The organism is Paenibacillus sp. FSL H3-0286, assembly GCF_045040705.1.
Lineage (GTDB): Bacteria > Bacillota > Bacilli > Paenibacillales > Paenibacillaceae > Paenibacillus_AQ > Paenibacillus_AQ odorifer.
Genome location: NZ_CP150285.1, coordinates 1,892,499 through 1,918,471 on the forward strand (window position 1 = coordinate 1,892,499; position 25,973 = coordinate 1,918,471).

Consider the following 25,973-nt stretch of genomic DNA (forward strand, 5'->3'; position numbering starts at 1 on the left):
TACTAAAAGGAGTTACACCATGACACAACAAGCAACGCTTCCGCGTCCTGAATATCCCCGCCCTGACTTTATTCGACCAGAGTGGATCAATCTGAACGGCCAGTGGCAATTCGAAATTGATCATGGCAAAAGTGGGAAGGAACGCGGATACCCTGTTAACGAACATAATCTCTCAGGGACAATTACTGTGCCCTTCTGTCCGGAAAGCAAGCTGTCCGGTGTAGAATATAAAGATTTTATGGCTGCTGTATGGTATAAAAGGGAGTTTACCGTGCCGGAGAGCTGGACAAATGGCAGAGTTATCCTTCATTTTGGCGCCGTTGATTATATGGCGGAGGTCTGGGTGAACGGCGTATCCGTAGGTACGCATCGCGGAGGATATACTCCGTTTAGCTTTGATATTACTTCTAATCTTTTAGCGGGCAGTAATGTGATTACTGTCTATGCTGAAGACGACGTTCGATCGGGACGACAGCCACGGGGCAAGCAGAGTGAACAGTTCCATTCGCACGGCTGTGATTATACACGCACTACAGGAATCTGGCAGACGGTATGGCTTGAGCAAGTCCCTGAAACCTATCTGTCTAATCTGAAAGTTGTCGCTGATCCCGACAATGGCTGTGTGCACCTAGAAATGAAGGTACAAGGGAACGCAGCGGGGGACACGCTTAGGGCCACTGCTCTTTATGGCGGCAAACCCGTTGGGGACAGCAGTGTGATCGTTTCCGGACCCTCTATAAAACTTACAATTCCGCTATCAGAGATTCACTTGTGGGAAGTTGGAAACGCCAGATTGTATGACCTGAAGTTGTCCTTGCATAGTCAGGGACGGGAGAGTGACGTGGTCCATTCTTATTTTGGACTCCGCACGGTACGACTGGATGGGATGGCATTCCGGATCAATGGGAAATCCGTATTTCAGCGGTTAGTTCTGGATCAAGGTTTTTATCCGGAGGGAATCTATACCGCTCCTACTGATGAAGATCTGCGCAGAGACATCGAAATCTCAATAGGGCTTGGCTTCAATGGCGCGAGGCTTCACGAGAAGATCTTTGAACCGCGTTATCTTTATTGGGCTGACCAATTAGGTTATCTTGTCTGGGGAGAGCATGCCAATTGGGGGCTGAATATTACTGGAGCGGATAGCCTGACTCACTTCCTGCCGGAATGGCTCGAAGGTATGCAGCGTGATTTCAATCATCCCGCGCTGATCGGCTGGTGCCCTTTTAATGAGACCTGGGACCGGGACGGTGCGAAACAGCATAACCCCGTGCTCCAGATTGTTTACGACGTAACAAAACGTATGGATCCAACACGTCCAGTAATTGATACAAGCGGCAACTTCCATGTGGCTACAGATATCTTCGATCTTCATGACTATGACCAGAATCCGCAGACGTTCCGGGACAGATATGAACCGATGAAAAGTGGCGGAGAAGTATTCAATACCTTCCCGGATCGCCAAACGTATGAAGGTCAACCTTACTTCATCAGCGAGTATGGCGGAATTTGGTGGAACCCGCAGCAGAAAGATGAAAAATCATGGGGGTATGGGGACAGACCGACCTCAGAGCAAATGTTTATCGAACGCTACGAGGGGTTGACGAATGTTCTATTGGATCATCCGCTGATGTTTGGATTCTGCTATACCCAGCTGTACGATGTGGAGCAGGAAGTCAATGGACTGTACACTTATGACAGACAGCCGAAGTTCGACCCCGAGCGAATCCGCGGCATCAATGCGCGTAAGGCTGCAATTGAAGATTAGAGGCGCTACGTAACTATTCATTCGAAAGGAATGTGATAGATTATGAAAGTGAATTTCCGGCAAAAATGTCTGGTCGCCTTAAGTGTTCTTCTTATTCTTCCAATGGGGAAGGTGACCCTAGCTGTCTCTGATCATAATGACTTTTACAACGTGGTTATGCAGGACGGGGCGGACCCATGGGTGTATAAACATACAGATGGCTTCTATTATTTCACCAAAACAACAGGTGGCAATGTTACCCTCTGGAAGTCAGCCCAGTTGACCACTATTGATGCAGCGCCTACTAAAGTTGTCAACACGGGCGGTAGCGGCATCTGGGCGCCTGAGCTACATTATATAAACGGAGCTTGGTATATCTACTATGCGATGGACGACGGAGATAACGTAAACCACCGCATGCATGTAATGGAGAACACAGCGGCAGACCCGATGCAGGGAACTTGGCAGTACAAAGGCCAGATCACAGATTCAAGCAATAAGTGGGCTATAGACGGTACTGTGCTGCAAGTGAACGGCGAGCTGTATTTTATCTGGTCCGGCTGGGAGGGGAATGTTAATGTGCGGCAGAATCTCTATATCGCGCATATGAGTAATCCCTGGACCATTGATTCCGAACGCGTAGAGATTTCAAGACCAACGTATAGCTGGGAAACGAATCATTCCCCAAATGTGAATGAAGGACCACAGGTGATTATAAATGGAGAAGTCATTAGTTTGGTCTACTCGGCAAGCGGAAGCTGGACTAATGATTATTGTCTGGGACTGATCACCGCAGACATCTCCAGTGATCTGTTGAATCCGGCATCATGGAATAAACGCAATCAGCCTATCTTTTCCTCAGGCAATGGACTTTATGGACCTGGACACCATTCGTTTACAAAGTCTCCTGACGGCCAAGAGGATTGGATCATGTACCATGTCGCCAAATACAATAACGCTGGCTGGAACCGCGAGGTGCGGATGCAGAAATTCAGCTGGAATGCTGATCATACACCTAATCTGGGTATTCCCGTTGACCCTAATCTTCCGATAACTTTGCCTTCAGGTGAAACCATGCATACCCGCTACGAAGCGGAAAAAGGGATATTTGGCGGCGATGCCTATGCCTCTTCGAGTCCCAAGGGCTCGGCTGGACTTAAGGCGGGTCATATTGATACGCCGGATAGTTACGTGGAATTTTCGGTTGATGCGGCAGCCGCAGGCGAGTATATTCTTTTGGCTCGAACGGCGAATGGAACGTCTGGCGGGAATTGGTCGAATTTTCAGCTTAGTGTCAATGCAGGACCTGCCAGCCCATTCTATATCACCAATAAAGGGTGGGAGAATTGGGGGCTGTCCACAGCCCGGGTTCAACTGAAGGCAGGCATGAACAAGCTTCGTTTTACCAAAGGCGAAGGTTACGGAGAAATTGATTTCATTGATATTAAGCCATTGTGAATCGAACAAACCTAAGAGACATATGAAATGGCTTCCGGTTTTCCGGAGGTCATTTCTAGGTGAAAGGGCTTGTAGGTGTAATTGTTTTTCATCTCATTAAGAAGTAAGATTAGGATAATTATTAGGATACAAGGAGAGCTGATTTGTGCTGGAACTTAGCTTAAACGACCCGGAAAAATTAGTCACAGTAACGCATGCTTTATCAACTCGTTCTAGGGTTGATATTCTTCGGCTCTTAAACTCCAAAAACTTAAATATTATTGAAATCGCTGAGAGGCTGAAGCTTCCAGTGTCGACGGTAGCAAGCAATATTAAAGTATTAGAAGCAGCAGAGTTAATTCATACAGAATTGCTTCCGGCTTCACGCGGGGCAATGAAAGTTTGCAGCCGGAATTATGATGATCTTCATATTGCCTTGAATTTGAAAGAACCGATGTCAAAGGGATTAACTCATGTCTATGAAGTAGAGATGCCGATCGGCCATTATAGCGACTGTGAGGTATCTCCTACTTGCGGAATGGCTAATAGCGAGGGTCTTATTATCAAAGAAGATGAACCGTCGAGCTTTTATCACCCTAAACATGTCAACGCTCAGCTGATCTGGCTCCGCAAAGGATTTCTGGAATATTTGCTGCCTATGGATATCCCCTCCGGAGCACAAATTGAATCGCTGGAATTATCCATGGAGATCTGTTCGGAAGCTCCGAATTATGACCAGAACTGGCCTTCGAACATCTCTGTATGGGTGAATGGATCGGAGATCGGCATGTGGACCAGTCCCGGTGATTTCGGTGACCGGCGGGGCAAGCTGAATCCGAACTGGTGGTGGGATGGATCTACACAATACGGGTTTCTCAAGACCTGGCGTGTTGACCATGAAAAGACGACACTTGATATGGAGAAGGTGTCGAATGTTTCCTTAAATGATCTTCTGATTAACCGGAGCCCCAAATTGCGGCTGCGCATTGGAATCAACCCTGATGCAGTTCATCAAGGCGGACTTAACCTGTTCGGGCGCCAGTTTGGCGATTATGAACAACATATTATGATGAAGGTAAAATATACCATGGATCAGGATGAAGTAGAACTTTAGCTTAGGAGATGAACAAAGCAAGGCGGTTCCTCGGAAACGAATCTTCGTATCCAAGGAACCGCCTTGCTTTGTTTGTTCTGGATGTAAAGCTAGAGTGTGCGCCGTAGGGCGGCACGCTGAAGGGTGATCATCCAGTCAACGGACGGCTCAACCAGCGGGTGAAAGAGCCGTTTAACGGACGGCTGAGCCAGCAATACGGTGAATAATACGGCGGTGAGCAGCAGGACTACTGCCCCAGCAGCATTGCCAATATAGGTGTAAATCCCGGAAACGGCAGCCAGACGAATGATAAAACCATGAAGCAGGAAAACATACAACGTGCGGCGCCCCCAGTCGGTCATGCGGCTCGCTCCGTAAGGTACGAGGCCGAGGAAAGCGAGTGAAGCGACAATTTGTAGTCCGTACAGTCCCAGACGGTATACGCCTGCATACCATACATTGGCATCAAGCTGCATATAGGTCATGCTGCCATATAACCAGCCAAAGGGAAATCCTGCCCCCCATGCGGCCATGATGGCAAGGAGTAGAATGGAGGCGGCTGCTGCAAAGATTTTGATATATTTCTGATAGAGCTTGACGAAGGTTTCGAAGGAGAAATGATAGCCGATAATGAAAAAAGGCAAATATACAAAGGTACGGCTGATGCTAAACCATACACCGTCCAGCTGGAGATATCCGACAGCCACCCCCGCTGTTACAGCGAAGAGGAACTTAGCGGTTATGGACCATCTGCTCATACCGAGCATCAGGAGGCGCCAGCAGGCATGACTGGCCAGAAACCATAGGAGCAGATAGGGTGCGAAAATGGAATGCTGGATGTTGCTTACATGAAAGAGGGAAACGTCGAGTGCGGAATATAAGCTTTGAAATATGAGGTATTGCAATCCAATTTGCAGCAGCATTTTGCGGCCGGTAGTTCCGGCAAGGCTTTTTCTGGCGAAATAGCCGGTCACCAGTACGAACAGCGGCATGTGAAAGCTGAAAATCCACATATATAATCCGTGTATTCCGCTCATTTTGTTAATCAGAGGTTCAATTGCATTACCGGCAAAAACAGTGATAATAAGCATAAAACGCAGGTTGAGAAAAAAGGTTTCTCCGCGCGTTTCCAGCGAGTTTTCCCCTACCATGATTTAGCCTCCAAATTATGCTGTATGCAAATTAATTTAATTTTAAAATACTAGATTTTCTTTGATTTAATTGTGAATTAAGTCACAATAGAAAGCGTTATCATGTGTGCGAAATGTGGCGATGTGTTGAAGGTTGTTAGAATAGAGGGATTCCACTATAATTTTTATATGCATTAACATCTGGGAGTGGAACATGTTGAAGAGAAGAATAACTAAGCGTCGCGTCGCTATTTTTGTATTGATTATTTTAGTGGTAGCCGGGTTGCTGATATGGAAGTATTTAACGCCATATGCACCGGCTCAAGAAGCCGAAACTGCACTGATTTCAAGTGGCGGAGTTACCGTCGAACAGAATGATAATTGGATCTCGTTCGAACCTTCCATTACTAAAGGCGCCTCGATTATTTTTTATCCCGGGGCTTTGGTTAAACCGGAAGCCTATTCCCCTCTTGCGAAGAGCGTCGCTGCTGCAGGGCATCCCTTCTACATCGCCAAAATGCCGTTTAATTTAGCCGTAACGAAGGGGGATGCCGCAGAAGAGATTATTCGTGTGCATCCGAAGCAATCTTTTGTGCTGGGTGGACATTCACTTGGGGGTGTCATGGCCTCACGTTACGCAATTGAGCATACGGACCAACTGGAAGGTGTATTTTTCTTAGCCTCTTATCCAGATGAAAAGGGCAGTCTACGAGAGACTACTTTGTCAGTGTTGTCGGTTGTGGGTACTGAGGATCAAGTGATTGACAGAGACAGCTACAACAAAGGGCGCTCCTATCTGCCAGATAATACAGTTTATAGTTCAATTATAGGTGGGAATCATGCGCAATTTGGCAGCTACGGGCCTCAGAAGGGGGACGGCGAAGCCACAATATCCGAGGAAGAGCAGCAGAGTCGCACAGTAAGTGCCCTGTTGGATTGGCTGGGAAATCTGAGGTAGTTACGGGTCATTCAACAGAGGGAGGAAACAATTCATGCCAGTATTACACATTAACGATGAATGCGTTCCCTGCTCCGGAATATTGTTTGATAAAGACGGGACATTACTCGATCTATTAGCTACCTGGGGGAATTGGGCGGAGCTTGTGCTGCGCGGACTGGAAGATCAACTTGCGATCATGGGAGCGGGATTTATTGTAGAGCGCAGCAAGGTTCTGGGTACGCAACATGATCCGCAAGGGAAGTTAATAGGGTACGACCCGGCGGGGCCGCTTACCATGGCTACAGAAGAAGAAAGTTACGGTGTACTCGCATGGCAGCTATATGCAGCAGGAGTTCCTTGGAATGAAGCGCTGACCCGTGTGAAAAGCATAACTAAAAACGCGATGTATGAATTACGCCGACGCCGTATGGCACAGCCTTTAGCGGGACTTCATTCTTTTTTGGAGCAATGCTCTGCGGCATCGCTTAAGCTTGGCGTGGTTACCTCCGACGGGGCAAAGACCACCGGAGAGCATTTGGAATGGCTTAATGTGGCAGGCTATTTTGATTCGGTAGTTACTAGGGACAGAGTAAAAAACGGAAAACCAGCTCCTGAAATGGCTGAATTGGCCTGCCGGGAGTTAGGGCTTTCGCCTGAAGAGACGATTATTATTGGGGACAGTAATGCCGATATGCAATTAGGTAAAGGTGCAGGGCTTCGCCTCGCAATTGGGATTTCCGCCAGTGGTGATGGGGAGCACCTTATAGATGCAGATGTAATCATTTCCGGTTTCAATGAGCTTCGGATCACTTACTGATCAGCTAATAAAAGGAAAGGATGTGCTACTTAGCATGGATCAATTGCAGACACTTGCTTCTTGGATCAAAGAAAGTGACAATATCGTTTTTTTCGGAGGGGCGGGTACGTCTACAGAGAGTGGAATTCCTGATTTCCGCTCCGCAGCTGGATTATATCAAACTCAGCACAATTCACCTTATCCACCTGAAGTGATGCTGAGCCGCACTTTTTTTATGTCCTCACCGGACATTTTTTTTGATTTTTACCGCAGTAAAATGATTCATCCAGAGGCCCGTCCGAATGGTGCGCATCAGCTACTAGCGGAGTTGGAACAGCAGGGGAAGCTGAAAGCGGTGATTACGCAAAATATTGACGGCCTGCACCAGCAGGCGGGTAGCCGTAGTGTCCTTGAGCTGCATGGTTCGATCCATCGCAACTATTGTATGGACTGCTCACGGTATTACGGGCTGGATCAACTGCTGGAAATGACTGAGATCGTTCCTCACTGCCCGGAATGTGGCGGAATTATCAAGCCGGATGTGGTTTTATATGAAGAAGAATTGGATCACTCCGTGCTTATGGGCTCTGTAGCAGCGATTGCCTCTGCAGATATGCTTATTATTGGTGGAACCTCGCTAACGGTTCAACCTGCGGCCAGTCTGGTGACTTATTTCCGGGGCAAACGTACGGTGCTGCTGAACGGAGATCCCACACCTTATGATGATCAGGCGGATCTGCTGATTACAGATCGAATTGGAAAAGTAATGGGCAGTGTCAAGGATCTATTAAGCTAGAAGGAAAAAGCTGTCCTTTGGTTTCTCTTGCCAGATTATTATTACGCTCAGAAGTTTAAAGATAAGGTAGGCTCACAACAGCGTGTAATGAGAGGCAGGGATAAGCAATGGTATATGTAGCAGACGATAAACGGTATGACAACATGCGTTATAATCGTTGCGGGAACTCAGGTCTCAAGCTCCCAGCAATCTCATTAGGATTATGGCAGAATTTTGGTGGGATCGATAATTACGAAAACGGCAGAGAAATGATCACTCGTGCTTTTGATCTTGGAATTACCCATTTTGATCTGGCCAACAACTATGGTCCACCAGCTGGTTCAGCAGAAGAGCTGTTCGGTAAAGTTCTTGCCAATGATATGTATCCTTATCGTGATGAAATAGTGATTTCTACAAAAGCAGGGTATAACATGTGGCCCGGCCCTTATGGGGAATGGGGTTCACGTAAATATATGCTGGCTAGTCTGGATCAGAGCCTGAAGCGGCTAGGCCTAGATTATGTTGATATTTATTACTCTCATCGTCCAGACCCGGAAACACCGCTTGAAGAAACCATGCAGGCGCTGGATTATGCGGTACGTTCTGGCAAAGCTTTATATATAGGACTATCCAACTATAATGCGGAGCAGACGGCTGAAGCCCTCAGTATTCTAAAAAGCCTGGGCACACCGCTCTTAATCCATCAGCCTAGTTATTCTATGCTCGATCGTTGGATTGAGGGCGGCTTACAGGATGTACTGGAACATAGTGGTGTAGGAAGCATCGCTTTTACACCCTTGGCTGAAGGCTTGTTAACCAACAAATATTTGAATGGTATTCCAGAAGGGTCAAGAGCTGCCAAGCCGTCTGCCGCCTTGAATGAGAGCCGGATTACACCGGAGGTGCAGCGGAGGATTCGCGCACTTAATCAGCTTGCGGTTTCGCGAGGACAGAGTCTGGCTCAGTTTGCACTGGCTTGGACACTCCGGGGTGGCAAGGTTACTTCTGCCCTGATTGGAGCAAGCAGAGTGGATCAGATTGAAGAGAATATAGCTGCTTTAGCTGATCCTGATTTCAGTCCGGAGGAGTTAGAGCGGATTGAAACGATTTTAAAGACAGAACTATAGCATATTGAACAGTAACAGCCCGGTTCCTTACGTTAAGGAAGGTGGGCTGTTGTTGTATAGTGGATTTATGGATTTATGGATTAAGGGCAAACTAACGTTCAGGTTTCTCTGCTTGTCTCGTTGTAGTCATCCGGTAAGCCGTCGGTGACTGGGCACAAAACCGTTTGAATTGGCGAGAGAAGTATAAAGCATCGGTGAGCCCCACAGATGCTGCTACCTGTTCCACGGACAGCTCCGGTCGTTCACGCAGCAGTTGTCTGGACTTTTCAATCCGCAGCTTCAGCAAGTAGGTCACCGGAGATAATCCGGTCTCTTGCTTAAATACACGGGACAGGTAGGCTCGATTATAACCCAACGTATCACACATTTGTTCAATAGAGACCGGATGCGCATATTGAGAAGCCATGTAGTGGATCATTTGCTTCACAGTACGCTTAACCTGTGATTCTGCGCCGGGCAGACGGGAGAAGGAAGAGAGCAAATCAGCTGCTTCGCCGACAATGAGATAGAGATAGCCAAGCGAAGTCAGATGGGCACTCTCTTTGTTGGCGTTGAAGGCTTGCATGATGCTGGACAGGGCACCTGGAATGAGGCTTTCACCTGTTGTAGTCACCACAGGCTGTTGTGGTGTGAACCCTGTCTGCAGCACCAGATCGTCAGCTTCACTGCCAGTAAAAGCTGCCCAGCGATAGCACCAGGGCTGGTCTTTATCCGAGACGTAACTGACTAATTGTCCCGGATGGATCAAGAAGCAGTCCCCTTTACCCAACTCATATTTATGATGTTCTGTACGGAAAACGCCCGAGCCAGATTCTATGAAATGCAGCAAATAATAATCATAGATCTTGGGTCCAGCTTGATGCATGGGCAGGGTCTGACTCTGGCCGGCAAACAGTACATGAAGGTTCTGTTTATCGTAATACACTGGATTGGATCCTACGGAATAAGTATGCTCCATTTGGGACAGCCTTTCTTGTGTTAATGTCATTTAATGGCTTATAGTTTAGAGAGTAACAGTAATATATGTAATTATTATATTATGGGAAGTCACATTTATCCATACATTACACACATGATTGCATTATCAGAGGATGAATGAATCTATTATAATGAGTACATAAAGAACGCTTTACTAATTCCCACTGGCTGAAGCAGCGAAAGGATGGAGTGGCATTAATGAGCATACAGGAACTTAATAACAAATTTATTGAAAAATATGGGGTGAGCGGGGAAGAGGCTAAGGTGTTTTATGCACCAGGTCGTGTCAATCTCATCGGAGAGCACTTGGATTATAACGGCGGGTATGTACTTCCCGCAGCTTTGGAATTCGGTACAACGCTGATTGTGCGTCCACGTAGTGACAGCAAAGTGAATTTTGCATCAACTAATTTTCCTTACGAAGCTTCTATTGATTATAGCGAAATTGGCAAGGCCAAAACGGGTGAATGGATTGACTATCCGATTGGGGTAATGGTTGAGCTGGATAAGAAAAGCACCCCAGTATCCAAAGGGTACGATCTGCTGTTCCATGGCGATATTCCGAATGGAGCAGGCTTGTCCTCCTCGGCCTCCCTTGAAGTCGTTACTGCTTATGCGTTCCTGACTCTCGAAGGTGGCGATACAGACACTGTTGAGATTGCACTTTTGTCCCAGCGTGCTGAGAACCAGTACGTAGGTGTAAACTCCGGAATTATGGATCAGTTCGCAGTTGCTAACGGCAAACGCGATCATGCGATCCTGCTGATGTGCGACACACTTGAGTACAATTTGGTACCGTTCATCACAGGTTCATACAAATTGGTTATCGGCAACACGAACAAACGCAGAGGGCTTGTAGATTCCAAGTACAATGAACGCCGTCAGCAGTGTGATGAGGCATTGGCTATTTTGCAAAAAGAAGTGCCTTCACTAGCTTATCTGGCACAGCTTAATCGTGAACAGTTCGAAGCACATCAAGATAAAATCACAGACGAAATTGTAAGACGCCGCGCTCGCCATGTTGTGGAAGAGAACCAACGCGTGCTAGATTCCGTTGAGGTATTAAAAAACAATGATCTGAAGCAGTTTGGACAGTTCATGAATGATTCCCATGCATCCTTGCGCGATTTGTATGAAGTTAGCTGTGCAGAGCTTGATATTATGGTTGAAGAAGCTGGGCGCATCCCAGGTACACTCGGTTCCCGTATGACTGGCGCGGGTTTCGGAGGCTGTACAGTATCTTTGGTACATGAAGATGATATAGAACGTTTTATTCGTGAAGTTGGTGAAGCCTATACCACAAGATCTGGTTTGGTTGGCGAGTTCTACGTTTGCGGCATCGGTAATGGTGTCCAAGAATTGAAGGGAGTGTAATCAGATGGCGATTTTAGTAACAGGTGGAGCAGGGTATATTGGGTCTCATACTGTAGCGGAGCTGCTGGATCGTGGCGAAGAAGTGGTGGTCCTCGACAATCTGCTAACAGGGCATCGTGAGGCACTGCTGGGTGGCAAGCTGTACGAAGGTGATCTGCGTGATAAAGAACTGCTGGGTAAGCTGTTCGCTGAAAATGAGATTGAAGCGGTTATCCATTTTGCTGCAAGCTCTTTGGTCGGAGAAAGCATGAAGGACCCTGTAAAATATTACGACAACAACGTATATGGTACACAGTGTCTTCTAGAAGCTATGCAAAAAGCTGGCGTGAACAAGATCGTATTCTCGTCCACTGCCGCAACCTACGGCGAACCGGAAAAGGTGCCGATTGAAGAAACAGACCGCACTGAACCAGCCAATGTGTATGGAGAAACTAAGCTGACCATGGAACGGATGATGGCTTGGTTTGACAAAGTACTGGGCATCAAATACGTAGCATTGCGTTACTTCAATGCAGCTGGCGCACATGCCAGTGGCAAAATCGGTGAAGACCATCGTCCAGAAAGTCATTTGGTGCCGCTGGTATTGCAAACGGCCTTGAAGCAACGTGACAGTATCGCAGTTTTCGGAGATGACTATCCTACAGAAGACGGTACTTGTGTGCGCGACTACATCCATGTCAGCGATCTGGCTGACGCCCATGTTCGTGCGGTAACTTACCTGCGCAGCGGAAGCAGCAGCAATATTTTCAACCTGGGCAATGGACTTGGATTCTCGGTAAAACAGGTGATTGAAACGGCGAAGAAGGTTACTGGACTTGAAATTCCTGTAGTCATTCAAGAACGCCGTGCCGGCGATCCGGCTGTGCTGGTAGCTTCCTCCGACAAAGCGCGTAGCGTCCTTGGATGGAACCCGCAGCATGCAGATTTGGAAGATATCATTCAAAGTGCATGGAACTGGCACTCTGCCAATCCGCAAGGATACGGAGAATAAGGGACTTTAGGTTAGCTTATCTTGAACTTGAGACCCTACTTAAGGAGAATTAAAATGCACAACGAGAATAAGATTACACCTGCTGGCCAGAAAGCATTACATGCGATTGAGCAGCTTGTTCTGTTCGCACTGCGCCAGCAGCTTATAGCTCCATCCGATGAAGATTATAGCCGTAATGTGCTGCTCGAACAGTTCGGTTTCAGTGAGCCGCATGTAGGTGACATCGATCAAAGTCCATTGGAAGGGCCGCAGGCTCCACTCGATGCACTGATTGATTATGGTTTTGAAATCGGATTGATCCCAGAGAATAGTGACACTTACCGTGACTTGCTGGATGCCAAGATTATGGGACTTCTCATGGCCCGTCCTTCGGATGTAAATGCTGAGTTCTATAGTCTGACCGCTGAAAAAGGCATCTCCGCGGCTACAGACCGTTTTTATAAATTGAGCATTGATTCGAACTATATTCGGATGGATCGGATCTCGAAGAATGTCTACTGGCTGCAGGATTCGCCGTACGGAGACATTGAAATGACGATCAATTTGTCCAAGCCTGAGAAAAATCCGAAGGAAATCGCAATGGCTCGGCTGCTCCCGCCGCCAGTCTATCCGAAATGTCTGCTGTGCCGTGAGAATGTAGGTTATGCCGGACGGATCAATCATCCGCCACGTCAGAACTTGCGTATCATTCCGCTTAACCTGAATAATGAAAAATGGTTCTTCCAATACTCGCCATATGTTTACTACAATGAGCACTGTATTGTATTCCATCATGAACATGTGCCAATGAAGCTTACCAAGGATACCTTGAAGCGGCTGCTTAGCTTCGTGGAATCATTCCCGCATTATTTTATTGGCTCCAATGCAGACTTACCGATTGTTGGCGGCTCTATTCTGACGCATGACCATTTTCAGGGCGGACGCCACACATTCCCGATTCAAAAAGCGCCTAAGGAAGATACATTTACACATGCTTCTTATCCGGGTGTCAGCATTAATATCGTAAAATGGCCGATGTCCGTATTACGTTTAAATGGAGAAGATCCTGCGGTTCTATTGGAATGCGGAAATGCGCTTTATGAAGCTTGGAAAGCCTACAGCGATCCAGAGGCTGAAGTGCTAGCCTTTAGTGAGGTTGACGGTGAAGTACAACCTCATAATACCGTTACTCCTATCGTCCGCCGGGCCGAGGACGGCAGCTTCGAGATGGATCTTGTGCTGCGGAATAACCGGACTAATGAGCAATATCCTGAAGGGATTTTTCATCCGCACCGGGAAATGCATCATATCAAGAAAGAAAACATCGGCTTGATCGAAGTTATGGGACTGGCGATTCTGCCGGGCCGTTTGAAGGAAGAACTCGATTCCATCGCAGGTATTCTTGCAGGAGATCAAGCGCTGTTAGAAGCGGTGAAGAATGACCCTAGTCATTCTCTTGCGCAGCATGCGGCTTGGATTCAGGAGCTGGTGGAGCGATTCGGAACTGCACTGCAACACGAGGAAGCGCTCAAGATTGTGCAGAACGAAGTTGGCATCAAGTTTACGCATATTCTTGAACACGCTGGCGTTTACAAACGGACTCCAGAAGGTCAAGCAGCTTTCCGCCGTTTCGTAACAAGCTTCGTTGCTTTGTAGTAAGTGAATTTGGATTTAAGGATGTCCTCTAGCCTATGGGCTTGGGGCATCTTTTTTTATTCGGAATGACGAAACCCAGCCACCTAATTTGAATGCGGGTAACCAGAGGTTTATAATACGAAGGAGTAAGACATTATGAATTAACTACTGGAGGTTTACACATATGCGTAAATTTGAATTTTATAATCCTACCAAGCTGATTTTTGGACAGGGTACCCTTGAAGCCTTGAAGACAGAGGTGCCTAAGTACGGTAAAAATGTGCTTTTGATGTACGGTGGCGGCAGTATCAAGCGCAGTGGTCTGTACGATAAAGTAGTTGCTGAGCTGAGTTCAATAGGCGTTACAGTGACTGAACTCTCTGGAGTAGAACCCAATCCACGTCTTTCCACAGTACATAAAGGCGTAGAGCTGTGCCGGGAGCATAATATTGACCTTGTTCTTGCAGTAGGGGGCGGAAGCGTATTGGACTGCGCAAAAGCTGTTGCTGTTGGAGCGAAATATGATGGTGATATGTGGGACTTTGTAGAGCGTAAAGCAGCGGCTCAAGACGCGCTTCCACTGGGTACAGTGCTGACAATGGCTGCTACGGGTTCCGAAATGAATAATGGCTCCGTAATCACAAACGAGGTTACTAAGGAAAAAATGGGCTGGGGCAGCGTGCATGCCTACCCGGCATTCTCGATTCTTGATCCAGAGAACACTTTTTCTCTGCCACGTGATCAGACCGTTTATGGCATGGTGGACATCATGTCACATGTACTGGAGCACTATTTCCATACAGACGGCAATACACCGGTACAAGACGGGTTCTGTGAAACTTTGCTGCGCACTGTAATTGAAACCGCGCCGAAGCTTATCGAAGATCTGAACAACTACGAGCTGCGTGAGACCATTATGTACTGCGGTACGATGGCGCTTAACGGAATGGTCAGCATGGGTTTCGCCGGAGATTGGGCGACTCATAATATCGAGCATGCAGTGTCGGCTGTATACGATATTCCGCATGGCGGAGGTTTGGCGATTCTGTTCCCGCAATGGATGAAATATAATCTCAGCACAAACCCTGCGCGTTTCCGTCAGCTTGCAGTAAATGTGTTCGGAGTTGAACCTGCTGGCAAAACTGATGAAGAAATCGGGCTGGAGGGTATCGAGGCTCTGCGTAATTTCTGGGATTCCATCGGTGCGCCGAAGACGCTCGGAGATTATGATATTGATGACAGCGAGATCGGCAGTATGGCTGACAAGGCTGTTCGTTTCGGAGCATTTGGTAATTTCCGCAAGCTTGAGCGTGAAGATGTAGTTGAGATTTATAAAATGGCTTTGTAAGTAACTCTTCTATGAAAAGAGACCATTTGTCTTTATTCCAGAAGCTACAATAGAATGTCAAAGAAGCGAATCCTCCGTTATGGAGGATTCGCTTCTTTGTATTTATGGTCTAGTGTGACTTGCTCCTCTTGCTATACTTTTCTGTCGTGCTCATCCCAAGCTTTCGCTGCCGTTGACCGAACTCCGCTGCGGCTGGCGGAACCTCCGCTGCTGCTGGCGGAACTCCGCTGCCGCTGGCGGAACTCCGCTGCCGCTGGCGGAACTCCGCTGCCGCTGGCGGAACTCCGCTGCCGCTGGCGGAACTCCGCTGCCGCTGACCGCACCTTCACTGCTGCTGACCGCACCTTCGCTGCCGCTGGTCGTACCTCCGCTGCTGCTGTCCGTACCTCCGCTGCTGCTGTCCGTACCTCCGCTGCCGCTGGCCGAACATCCGCTGCCGCTGGTCGTACCTCCGCTGTCTCTGGCTAGATCTCCGCTGCCGCTGACTGATACCCACTGCCGCTGATCGCACCTCATCAATCACTGTTCGCACCCGTAATCTAATCCCTCGACCGTCCTCCAGAGTCTTACGGACCCAGCTGACGTTATCTGTGAATTTTCAGCCTTTTGAGCAAGTTTTCGGACACCAGAGACTCTATTGCTTCGAAATGGTCTCATATTTGTTGTTTTTCATGCCAATAGGGACTATGCGGTCCGATAGCATACCAAATGTCGGATAAATCGGCGAATAGGGTCTGCTGAGTCCGATAGGCCGAGGCGAAAGCAGCATAGCCTCTTCATATGCGCGAGAGTGTTACCCAACCCACTAGGGTTTGTAAGATCCTCTCACGACTGATTCCTCTACCAATACACGCCTACCCTACGGACCCAGCTGACGTTATATGCGAATTTTCAGCCTTTTGAGCAAGTTTTCGGACACCAGAGACACTATTGCTTCGAAATAGCCTCATATTTGTTGTTTTTCATGCCAATAGGGACTATGCGGTCCGATAGCATACCAAATGTCGGATAAATCGGCGAATAGGGTCTGCTGAGTCCGATAGGCCGAGGTGCGAAAGCAGCATAGCCTCTTCAAACGCGCGAGAGTGTTACCCAACCAACTAGGGTTTGTATGATCCCCACACGACTGATTCCTCTACCAATATACGCCTACCCTACGGACCCAGCTGACGTTATTTGCGAATTTCCAGCCTTTTGAGCAAGTTTTCGGACACCAGAGACACTATTGCTTCGAAATAGCCTCATATTTGTTGTTTTTTATGCCAATAGGGACTATGCGGTCCGATAGCATACCAAATGTCGGATAAATCGGCGAATAGGGTTTGCTGAGTCCGATGGGCCGAGGTGCCGATGGGCCGAGGTGCGAAAGCAGCATAGCCTCTTCATACGAGCGAGAGTGTTACCTAACCAACTAGGGTTTGTAAGATCCCCATGCGACTGATTCCTCTACCAATACACGCCTACCCTACGGACCCAGCTGACGTTATATGCGAATTATCAGTGTTTTGAGCAAGTTTTCGGACGCCAGAGACACTATTGCTTCGAAATAGCCTCATATTTGTTGTTTTTCATGCCAATAGGGACTAAGCGGTCCGATAGCATACCAAATGTCGGAAAAATCGGCGAATAGGGTCTGCTGAGTCCGATAGGCCGAGGTGCTGAGGCGCCGAGGTGCGTAAGCAGCATAGCCTCTTCATACGCGCGAGAGTGTTACCCAACCAACTAGTGTTTGTAATCCCCCCTCACAACCGATTCCTCTACCAATACACGGCCTACCCTTACGGACCCAGCTGACGTTATATGCGAATTTTTGGCCTTTTGAGCAAACTTTCGGACACCAGAGACACTATTACTTCGAAATGACCTCATATTTGCTGGTTTCAATGCCAATAGAGGCTATGCGGTCCGATAGCATACCAATTGTCGGATAAATCGGCGAATAGGGTCTGCTGAGTCCGATGGGCCGAGGTGCGTAAGCAGCATAGCCTCTTCACACGCGCGAGAGTGTTACCTAACCAACTAGGGTTTGTAAGATCTCCTCACGACTGATTCCTCTACCAATACACGCCTACCCTACGGACCCAGCTGACGTTATTTGTGAATTTTCAGCCTTTTGAGCAAACTTTCGGACACCAGAGACACTATTGCTCCGAAAGGGTCTTATATTTGCTGGTTTTTATGCCAATAGGGACTATGCGGTCCGATAGCATACCAAATGTCGGATAAATCGGCGAATAGGGTCTGCTGAGTCCGATAGGCCGAGGTGCCGAGGCGCGAAAGCAGCATAGCCTCTTCATACGCGCGAGAGTGTTACCAACAAAAATCAGCGCCTCAGCAACTATTGAACGGCCTTTAGGACAGCCCCAGCACATGTAATAAAATAGTGCCAATGTGAGCATGCTTATCCTCTGAATGGAACTTATTTGGGTGAATATCCAAAGATTGTGAAACCAAGGACCTACTTTGTACGTTTAATGTAATATGACAGTCCTGATTGAAGACAGGAGGAAATAAAAATGCAAACGCTGTATTTAGGCTGCTTGGCGCTAGGCGTCATATTTGCCATAGTCAGCGTCCTGGTGGGAGATCTGATCGGAGATGCCTTGCATGGGGTCTTTGATTTCGTATCCGTAGATTTTCTGAATCCCACCGTACTGGCAGGAGGAATAACCGTGTTCGGCGGAGCGGGCATTCTTCTAACCCGGTACAGCGCTCTGGAAGCTGGGGCGATCATTGCTTTGTCTTTGTTAGCCGCCGCTTTTTTGGGAGTACTTATGTATCTAGGGGTGGTTAAGCCCATGGAAAAAAGCGAAATGTCCAATGGTTTCTCAATGAGTGATCTGCCAGGCAAGATCGGGGAAATCACAATTCCTGTTCCCGCCACTGGTTATGGTGAGATTATGGTAAAGTTTGGCGCCGGCAATAGCCTGCATACGGCAGCAAGCTTTGATCATGAGCTGCTTCCGGCAGGGATTAAAGTTGTTGTAGTGGAGGTTAGAGAAGGCGTTGCATTGGTGTCAGAATTCGAAAAGAGAAGAGGAGTGGATCTTTAATGTTCGGTATTCCTGAGTATTTGTTAGTCCCTGCAGTTGTCGTTGCTGTTTTGTTTGTGCTAGGTATCGCATTCTGGGCACGTTACAAAACGGTTGGACCCGATGAAGGGATGATCGTAACGGGGTCGTTCTTAGGGAAAAATCATATTTCAGACGATGGTTCTGGTCGTAAAATAAAGATTGTACGCGGGGGCGGGGCCTTTATACTCCCAGTCTTCCAGAAGGCTGAATTTATGTCGCTTCTTTCTCATAAACTCGATGTGACGACCCCGGAGGTATACACCGAACAAGGGGTTCCGGTTATTGCCGACGGTGTGGCGATCATTAAAGTGGGTAGCTCAACGGAAGATGTGGCGACAGCTGCTGAGCAATTTATGGGCAAACCGATTGAAGCACTGAAGAGCGAAGCACAAGAAGTTCTTGAAGGTCATCTGCGGGCCATTCTCGGTTCGATGACCGTTGAGGAAGTATATCGTAACCGTGACCGCTTTGCGCAAGAGGTTCAAGGCGTGGCGGCGCGTGATCTTAAGAAAATGGGTCTGCAAATTGTTTCCTTTACCATCAAGGATGTGCGAGACAAACATGGATATCTAGAGGCACTGGGTAAACCGCGGATAGCTGCTGTGAAGCGGGATGCAGAGATCGCTGAAGCAGAAGCAGTGCGGGATGCGAGAATTCAAAAGGCAAACGCAGAAGAGCAAGGGCAAAAAGCTGAGCTGCTGCGGGATACGAATATTGCCGAAGCCTCCAAGGAAAACCAGCTTAAGGTGGCTGCGTTTAAACGGGATCAGGATACAGCGAAAGCGGAAGCCGATCAGGCTTATCATATTCAAGAGGCACGTGCAAAGCAGACCGTTGTTGAAGAACAGATGAAGGTTGAGCTGGTACGTAAGGAACGTGAAATCGATTTGCAAGCCAAAGAAATTCAAGTTCGCGAGAAGCAGTATGATGCTGAAGTGAAGAAAAAAGCAGAAGCGGATCGTTATGCAGTAGAGCAAGCGGCGGAAGCCGATAAGGCGAAGAGAATGCGTGAGGCAGATGCCTTGCAATATAGTATTGAAACGCAAGCTAAAGCGACATCTGAGCAGAAGCGTCTTGAAGGTCAAGCGATGGCGGATGCAGAGCTGGCTAAAGGTACAGCGGATGCTGAGGTTATCCGGTTGCGTGGTCTAGCGGAAGCAGAAGCCAAAGAGAAACTGGCGGAAGCTTTCCAGAAATTCGGCGAAGCAGCGGTGCTCGATATCATCGTCAAAATGCTGCCTGATTTGGCTGGCCAAATTGCGAAGCCGCTGGCATCTATTGATAAACTTACCGTTGTAGATACCGGTAACGGGGAAGGTGCAGCCCGGGTCAGCAATTATGTGACTCAGCTAATGTCCACCGCTCCAGAGATGTTGAAGAGCGTCTCAGGGATTGATGTAGAGGCACTGATCAAGGGGTTGACCTCTAAAGCTTCCGGAAGCAAAGGAGCATCAGTTACACCAGTCGCACCAGTCGCACCTGTTGTACCAGCTACACCTGCAACTTATATTCAGCCATCAGCAACATCTAGTACAGCCAGCGAGACTTTAACTTCTGTGCCTGAACAAAAGGAAAAATAGTTTAATGCAATTTATATGGTTTTAATTTACTTAAGGTATGACTGGCAAAGCTGCTGGTCATACCTTAATCTTTATGTTTTGATCTGTTTTGATCTAAATTAGACAACATGATAAAAAGCTCATGCGTTTACAGGTGATTTTTGATGAAGCTTTATAGCTTATCGGCATCCCGTGGGAATTATTGTATATATAGACATCGACGCTTTCACTGGTGTTTAAAGATTTTTTCAGGTAAAATAAAAGCCTTTAAGGCTGTTCACTCTGATCTACTAGCTTAGTAAGGACACAGAGTGTTCTTCTAATATGCAATTCTTGGTGTTATGATGGTAGCAAAGCTTGTATTCATCGTACGATTTCTTATTGCGTATGCTGCTGTAAGTTAGGTGTTTAGAAATAAAAGAGGTGTCAAAAATGAGTAGCATAACAGTGGCGAAGGTGTTGAATAACAACGTTATCATTGCCCAGCATCCTCAATATTCCGAGGTTGTAGTTATCGGTAAAGGGATAGGGTTTAACCGCAAGCTGCGTGATCAGATTAATCTATCCTCCGTGGAGAAGATGTTTATTCTTCGCAGCCAGGAGGAGCAGGAACAATATAAACAGCTTCTTCCCCAAGTGGATGAGAAGTTGATTGAGGTCGTTCAAGAAATAGTATTACATATTATGCATTGTAGCCGTCAGCCGCTTAATGAGCATATTCACATTGCACTTACCGACCATATTTCCTTTGCTATCCGTCGTTTTGAACAAGATATCCCAATTCATAATCCATTTTTGTATGAAACTAAGGAGATTTATCCTGAGGAATATAAGATGGCAGAATATGCGATTGGACGGATCAATGAGGCTATGGGCGTGGAATTGCCGGTGGATGAGATAGGTTTTGTGGCTCTTCATATTGTCAGCGCACTTAGTAATAGGCAAATTTCCGAGGTTAGACAACATTCTCTCTTGATTGGAGAGCTGGTTGGGTTAGTCGAGAATTATCTGGACTATCGAATCCCACGTGATTCACTTGATTACTCAAGACTGGTAACCCATCTGCGATTCGTTCTAGAAAGATTACGCCGTGGAGAGGCGGTACAAGAGACCTCAACCCTGGATGGACTCATGAAACGGGAGTATCCTGAGATGTATTCGTTGGCTTGGAAATTAACAAAAATTATCGAACAGCGTGTGCGAATTCCCGTGTATCAAGCTGAGGTAAGTTATTTGACGATTCACCTGCAGCGTATTGCTCAGAAAAAAGTGGACGAACAAGATATGGACAAGAATGGTGAAGCTCCTTAAAGTGCAAAAGTTGTAACAAATCATGGTTTCAAAAAAAACGCTTGCCACTTAAAAAAAACGATGCTACAATGTTCACTGTCATCAACAAAACAGAATATCGAGCGTGTAACTGATTCGATCAGGCATGAGTGAATTACAGTATTTTGGTTGTTAACCCCCTTCTTGGGGCAATCTAACGATAGCGTTAGATTACAACTCCTATACTGTGTTGCTCATGCCTTTTTTGGCATCTGTTTTAGTGAAATTAATGAAAGGAGTAACCTAAATGTTTAAAAAGTTGTTTGGTGTTTTACAAAGAGTTGGTAAAGCTCTGATGCTTCCAGTAGCTATTCTGCCTGCGGCAGGTTTGCTTCTTGGAATAGGAAACATGCTGGTAAACCCAGACTTCCTGCAATATGTTCCAGCACTGGAGAACCATGTTGTTCAGGCTGTTGCCAACGTATTGATGAACTCAGGACAAATTGTATTTGATAATCTAGCCTTACTCTTCGCGGTGGGGGTTGCGATAGGTTTAGCCGGCGGGGAAGGTGTTGCGGGTCTAGCTGCCATTATCGGTTTCCTCGTAATGAACATTACGATGGGTACAGTTATTGGCGTTAATGATTACGTCCTGAGCCAAGGCGACTTCTCGTATGCCAGCGTATTAGGGATTCCAACACTGCAAACAGGGGTGTTTGGAGGTATACTCGTCGGTATATTGGCTTCGGCCATGTACAAGCGATTCTTCAAAATTGAGCTTCCTTCTTACCTAGGTTTCTTCGCAGGTAAACGTTTCGTACCGATCATGACGGCGGTAACAGCTCTAATCTTGGGTTTGTTACTGACAATAGTATGGCCACCTATTCAACATGGTCTGAACTATGTGTCACAAAGTATGATTGATACGAACAAAACGCTTGCAGCGTTTATCTTCGGAACGATCGAACGTTCGCTCATTCCTTTTGGACTGCATCACATTTTCTACTCTCCATTCTGGTATGAATTTGGTACCTACGTTGATAAAGCTGGAGAATTGGTACGTGGTGACCAACGGATCTTCATGCAGCAGCTTCGCGATGGAGTAGACTTCACAGCAGGGACATTTACTACAGGTAAATATCCATTCATGATGTTTGGTCTTCCAGCAGCGGCTTTGGCTATCTATCATGAAGCTAAACCTCAGAATAAAAAGATCGTCGGAAGTTTGATGATTTCCGCGGCATTGACATCGTTCTTGACAGGGATTACTGAGCCGCTCGAATTCTCGTTCCTATTCGTGGCTCCGTTGCTGTTCGCTGTACATGCTGTGTTTGCAGGTCTGTCCTTTATGACTATGCATATTCTGGATGTTAAAATCGGCATGACATTCTCGGGTGGCTTTATCGATTTTGTGCTCTTCGGTATTATCCCGAACCGTACAGCTTGGTGGCTGGTCATTCCGGTAGGTCTGGTCCTTGCCTTAATTTATTACTTCGGCTTCCGGTTTGTAATTCGGAAATTCAATCTTATGACACCGGGTCGTGAAGAAGATACGAATGAAGAAGAAGAAGTGAATACGGAGTCTGTCTCCAGAGCCGGTGATGATCTACCGCGGAACATTTTGTCCGCTCTAGGTGGTAAAGAAAACATCACTCATCTAGATGCTTGTATTACCCGCCTTCGTGTTGAAGTTAAAGATAAGGCAGGTGTAGACAAGAACCGTCTTAAGAAACTTGGTGCATCAGGTGTGCTGGAAGTGGGTAATAACGTTCAAGCGATTTTTGGCACACGTTCAGATACGATTAAATCGCAGATTCAAGATGTGATTAACGGAAAGACACCTGCGGCTTCAGCAGCTCCAGTAGTGGTTACTCCAGAGCCAGAAGAAGAACAACAGGCAGGTGAAGCTGGTGAAGCGATTATCAAGGAAGATATCGTATCTCCAGTAAACGGTGAGTTGTTGGATATCACAGAGGTGCCAGATCCAGTATTCTCCCAAAAAATGACGGGCGACGGCTTCGCGTTCCTATCCGAAGATGGGAAGATTGCTTCACCGGTTTACGGTAAGGTATTTAACGTGTTCCCGAGCAAACATGCCATCGGTATTATGTCTGACGGAGGCAAGGAAGTGCTCGTTCATATTGGGGTTAATACGGTTAAGCTTAAAGGTCAAGGCTTCACGGTATTAGTTGAAGAGGGCGATCTTGTAGCGGCTGGACAACCGATTATGGAAGTGGATTTAGAGTATGTAAAAGCACATGCACCTTCTGTAATCTCACCTGTTATTTTCTCTAATTTACCAGAAGGCTCTTCTGTAACATTGAAGAAGCCGGGTAAGGTTTCTATAGGAGACCAAGACATCATTACGATTCAGTAAAAGTGCAAGGGCCGATGCTTCCTTGTTCATACAAGGAAGCGAAGCTTTCACTATAAATTTAAAATACTTTAATAACAGAAAGCGAGTTGGATAATATTATGCAAAAAACATTCAGAATTGTCGATGAAGATGGAATTCACGCACGTCCAGCAACTGCCTTGGTAAATACAGCAACAAAATTCAAAGGTACAGAAGCATATGCAGAAGCTAAAGGTAAAAAAGTAACTTTGAAATCCATTCTTGGCGTATTGTCATTGGGTCTTGAAGCTGGAGATACTTTGTCTTTGATTACTGAAGGAAGCGAAGAAGCAGAAGCTTTGAACGCTCTTCAAGAAGTAATGATTAAAGAAGGGCTAGGGGAAATCCATGAATAAGATTTCAGGAATCGCGGCTTCAGCAGGGATTGCAGTAGCCCGTGCTTTTATCCTGAAACATCCGGATTATACGATTACGAAGACAAGTATCAGTGATACTGAAGCAGAAGTCGCTAAGTTGAATGATGCACTCGCCAAATCAAGAGTGGAGCTGCAAACGATTAAAGAGCGTACTTTGGCAGAGCTGGGGGAGAAGAAGGCTGAGATTTTCGAATCACATCTGCTTATTCTTGATGACCCAGAGCTGATCAATCCTGTAATTGATAAAATCCGTGAGGAATCGGTTAACGCGGACTATGCGCTAAACGAAGTGGCTACGCAATTCATTGAGATGTTCGAAAATATGAAGAGTGCCTATCTGCAGGAACGTGCAGCTGACATGCGTGATGTTACCAAGCGCTTGCTGAACCACCTGCTGGGCATTCATTATGTAAGTCCTGCAGAAATCAGTGAAGAAGTAATCGTGATTGCTCAAGATCTAACACCATCGGATACAGCACAGCTTAATCGTAAGTTCGTTAAAGGCTTCACAACGAACATCGGTGGACGGACTTCTCACTCTGCAATTATGGCCCGTTCTTTGGAAATTCCAGCGGTTGTTGGAACTAAAACGGTTCTGTCAGAAGTGAATTCTGGCGATTTGGTGATTGTCGATGGTCTGAACGGAGACGTTCTGATCAATCCTAGCGAAGCTGAAGTGGCAGAGTACACTCGCAAGCAGGAAGCTTACGACTTGCAAATCGCAGAATGGAAGAAACTTCGCGACGAACCTACAGTATCAGCAGACGGTAAACATGTTGAGCTAGCTGCCAATATTGGTACACCAAATGATGTGAATGGTGTCATTGAGAATGGTGGCGAAGGTGTAGGTCTGTACCGCACTGAGTTCCTTTACATGGGTCGCGATAAGCTGCCTTCTGAGGAAATTCAATATAACGCCTACCGTACTGTACTTGAGAACATGAAGGGTAAGCCGGTAGTCGTACGTACCCTGGATATCGGTGGCGATAAAGAGCTGCCTTATCTTGACCTTCCGAAGGAAATGAATCCTTTCCTTGGTTTCCGTGCGATCCGTCTTTGCCTGGATCGTCAGGATATTTTCCGTACTCAATTACGCGCGTTACTAAGAGCGAGTGTTCACGGGGATCTTCGCATTATGTTCCCTATGATAGCTACGCTTGGTGAATTCCGTGCTGCACGTGATCTTTTGCTCGAAGAGAAAGCTAAGCTTCGGGAAGAAGGTAAGGAAGTATCAGACAACATTCAGCTTGGCATAATGGTTGAGATTCCATCAACTGCTGTACTGGCTGACCAGTTTGCTAAGGAAGTTGATTTCTTCAGTATCGGTACGAATGATCTTATTCAATATACAATGGCTGCGGACCGTATGAATGAACAGGTATCTTACCTGTATCAGCCTTACAATCCAGCCATCCTGCGTTTGGTCAAAAATGTAATTGATGCAGCCCATGCAGAAGGTAAATGGACGGGGATGTGTGGTGAAATGGCTGGTGACGCAACAGCTATTCCGCTGCTACTGGGTCTTGGTCTCGACGAATTCAGCATGAGTGCAACTTCCATTTTGCCAGCGCGTAGTCAAATATCTAAATTGTCGGCTGCCGACATGAAGGATTTGGCTGCAAAAGCGTTGCAGCTTGGCACGGCTGAAGAAGTCGCTGCGCTTGTTCAAAGTATCGCTAAGTAACTTTTTACGCATGCATTAATCCGTTTTAGCGTTCTACTGTTTTTCCAACTACTATTGCCGACTTCCGATGGCTGGAGGTCGGCTTTTTTATGTTTTTTAACCTTTAATTTTCTATAATTCGACCTCATTTACTGTTCACTGTTTATTTTCTTTATTGCGCAGATGTCTATACCGATAGTATTAGTAATGAGCATAAAGTCGATAAGGAACCCAAACCTATAAATATGTCGTACATATAATAGTAAGGATCCATAGAAAGTTTATA

General features: G+C 46.7%; 20 protein-coding genes. 17 read left to right on the forward strand and 3 right to left on the reverse strand.

Annotation, left to right across the window (positions count from 1 at the left end):
- Positions 1-19: 19 nt before the first annotated feature.
- The 3 genes from MHB37_RS08125 to MHB37_RS08135 all read left to right on the forward strand — a co-directional run bounded on the left by MHB37_RS08125 (position 20) and on the right by MHB37_RS08135 (position 4,298).
- Positions 20-1,768, forward strand: coding sequence for a glycoside hydrolase family 2 protein (locus MHB37_RS08125; RefSeq protein WP_076308700.1), 1,749 nt, complete (start codon positions 20-22; stop codon positions 1,766-1,768).
- Between the two features lie 42 nt (positions 1,769-1,810).
- On the forward strand, positions 1,811-3,205 hold the full coding sequence (locus tag MHB37_RS08130) for a family 43 glycosylhydrolase (protein WP_076279753.1): 1,395 nt from the start codon (positions 1,811-1,813) through the stop codon (positions 3,203-3,205).
- Positions 3,206-3,350: 145 nt separating this feature from the next.
- On the forward strand, positions 3,351-4,298 hold the full coding sequence (locus MHB37_RS08135) for a transcriptional regulator (protein ID WP_076126345.1): 948 nt from the start codon (positions 3,351-3,353) through the stop codon (positions 4,296-4,298).
- Positions 4,299-4,387: 89 nt separating this feature from the next.
- Here MHB37_RS08135 and MHB37_RS08140 read toward each other — a convergent pair whose 3' ends face one another.
- Positions 4,388-5,428 (reverse strand): acyltransferase family protein, encoded by a 1,041-nt coding sequence (locus MHB37_RS08140; RefSeq protein WP_076308701.1) that lies wholly within the window; start codon positions 5,426-5,428, stop codon positions 4,388-4,390.
- Between the two features lie 193 nt (positions 5,429-5,621).
- Here MHB37_RS08140 and MHB37_RS08145 point away from each other — a divergent pair, with 193 nt between their 5' ends.
- From MHB37_RS08145 to mgrA, 4 genes are all read left to right on the forward strand, one after another.
- A complete protein-coding gene (locus MHB37_RS08145; protein WP_076126350.1) occupies positions 5,622-6,365 on the forward strand; it encodes an alpha/beta hydrolase in 744 nt (247 codons plus the stop codon).
- Between the two features lie 34 nt (positions 6,366-6,399).
- Positions 6,400-7,164, forward strand: a complete 765-nt coding sequence (locus tag MHB37_RS08150; protein WP_036680986.1) for an HAD family hydrolase — start codon at positions 6,400-6,402, stop codon at positions 7,162-7,164.
- A gap of 34 nt (positions 7,165-7,198) precedes the next feature.
- The gene (locus MHB37_RS08155) at positions 7,199-7,939 is read left to right on the forward strand and encodes an NAD-dependent protein deacylase (RefSeq protein ID WP_076192851.1); all 741 of its coding nucleotides are present in this window, start codon (positions 7,199-7,201) and stop codon (positions 7,937-7,939) included.
- Between the two features lie 107 nt (positions 7,940-8,046).
- Positions 8,047-9,045 carry an L-glyceraldehyde 3-phosphate reductase gene (gene mgrA / locus MHB37_RS08160; RefSeq protein ID WP_340012147.1) on the forward strand — a complete coding sequence of 333 codons (999 nt, stop codon included), beginning with the start codon at positions 8,047-8,049 and terminating at the stop codon, positions 9,043-9,045.
- Between the two features lie 91 nt (positions 9,046-9,136).
- On the opposite strand, the gene MHB37_RS08165 is transcribed toward mgrA, so the two are convergent.
- Positions 9,137-10,003, reverse strand: a complete 867-nt coding sequence (locus tag MHB37_RS08165; protein WP_076126358.1) for an AraC family transcriptional regulator — start codon at positions 10,001-10,003, stop codon at positions 9,137-9,139.
- A gap of 218 nt (positions 10,004-10,221) precedes the next feature.
- Here MHB37_RS08165 and MHB37_RS08170 point away from each other — a divergent pair, with 218 nt between their 5' ends.
- From MHB37_RS08170 to MHB37_RS08185, 4 genes are all read left to right on the forward strand, one after another.
- Entirely contained in the window at positions 10,222-11,397 is a 1,176-nt protein-coding gene (locus MHB37_RS08170) for a galactokinase (RefSeq protein ID WP_076126360.1), read from the forward strand.
- 4 nt (positions 11,398-11,401) lie between these two features.
- Positions 11,402-12,388: a UDP-glucose 4-epimerase GalE gene (gene galE / locus MHB37_RS08175; RefSeq protein WP_076126362.1), complete on the forward strand. Its 987-nt coding sequence runs from the start codon at positions 11,402-11,404 to the stop codon at positions 12,386-12,388.
- 54 nt (positions 12,389-12,442) lie between these two features.
- Complete coding sequence (locus MHB37_RS08180; protein WP_405169134.1) at positions 12,443-14,023, forward strand: UDP-glucose--hexose-1-phosphate uridylyltransferase; 1,581 nt, start codon at positions 12,443-12,445, stop codon at positions 14,021-14,023.
- A 163-nt stretch (positions 14,024-14,186) separates the two neighbouring features.
- Positions 14,187-15,350 carry an iron-containing alcohol dehydrogenase gene (locus tag MHB37_RS08185; protein ID WP_076126366.1) on the forward strand — a complete coding sequence of 388 codons (1,164 nt, stop codon included), beginning with the start codon at positions 14,187-14,189 and terminating at the stop codon, positions 15,348-15,350.
- 150 nt (positions 15,351-15,500) lie between these two features.
- On the opposite strand, the gene MHB37_RS08190 is transcribed toward MHB37_RS08185, so the two are convergent.
- Positions 15,501-15,869: a hypothetical protein gene (locus tag MHB37_RS08190; protein ID WP_405169135.1), complete on the reverse strand. Its 369-nt coding sequence runs from the start codon at positions 15,867-15,869 to the stop codon at positions 15,501-15,503.
- 1,997 nt (positions 15,870-17,866) lie between these two features.
- Here MHB37_RS08190 and MHB37_RS08195 point away from each other — a divergent pair.
- From MHB37_RS08195 to ptsP, 6 genes are all read left to right on the forward strand, one after another.
- The gene (locus tag MHB37_RS08195) at positions 17,867-18,403 is read left to right on the forward strand and encodes a protease (protein WP_076184696.1); all 537 of its coding nucleotides are present in this window, start codon (positions 17,867-17,869) and stop codon (positions 18,401-18,403) included.
- The gene (locus tag MHB37_RS08200; RefSeq protein WP_339190219.1) at positions 18,403-20,004 is read left to right on the forward strand and encodes a flotillin family protein; all 1,602 of its coding nucleotides are present in this window, start codon (positions 18,403-18,405) and stop codon (positions 20,002-20,004) included. The genes MHB37_RS08195 and MHB37_RS08200 overlap by 1 nt, the downstream gene beginning before the upstream one ends.
- A 411-nt stretch (positions 20,005-20,415) precedes the next feature.
- On the forward strand, positions 20,416-21,294 hold the full coding sequence (gene glcT / locus MHB37_RS08205; RefSeq protein WP_076126370.1) for a glucose PTS transporter transcription antiterminator GlcT: 879 nt from the start codon (positions 20,416-20,418) through the stop codon (positions 21,292-21,294).
- A gap of 265 nt (positions 21,295-21,559) precedes the next feature.
- Positions 21,560-23,629, forward strand: coding sequence for a glucose-specific PTS transporter subunit IIBC (gene ptsG / locus MHB37_RS08210; protein WP_076135917.1), 2,070 nt, complete (start codon positions 21,560-21,562; stop codon positions 23,627-23,629).
- Positions 23,630-23,727: 98 nt separating this feature from the next.
- On the forward strand, positions 23,728-24,003 hold the full coding sequence (locus tag MHB37_RS08215; protein WP_076126374.1) for an HPr family phosphocarrier protein: 276 nt from the start codon (positions 23,728-23,730) through the stop codon (positions 24,001-24,003).
- Positions 23,996-25,708 (forward strand): phosphoenolpyruvate--protein phosphotransferase, encoded by a 1,713-nt coding sequence (gene ptsP / locus MHB37_RS08220; RefSeq protein ID WP_076126376.1) that lies wholly within the window; start codon positions 23,996-23,998, stop codon positions 25,706-25,708. The genes MHB37_RS08215 and ptsP overlap by 8 nt, the downstream gene beginning before the upstream one ends.
- Positions 25,709-25,973 lie beyond the last annotated feature (265 nt).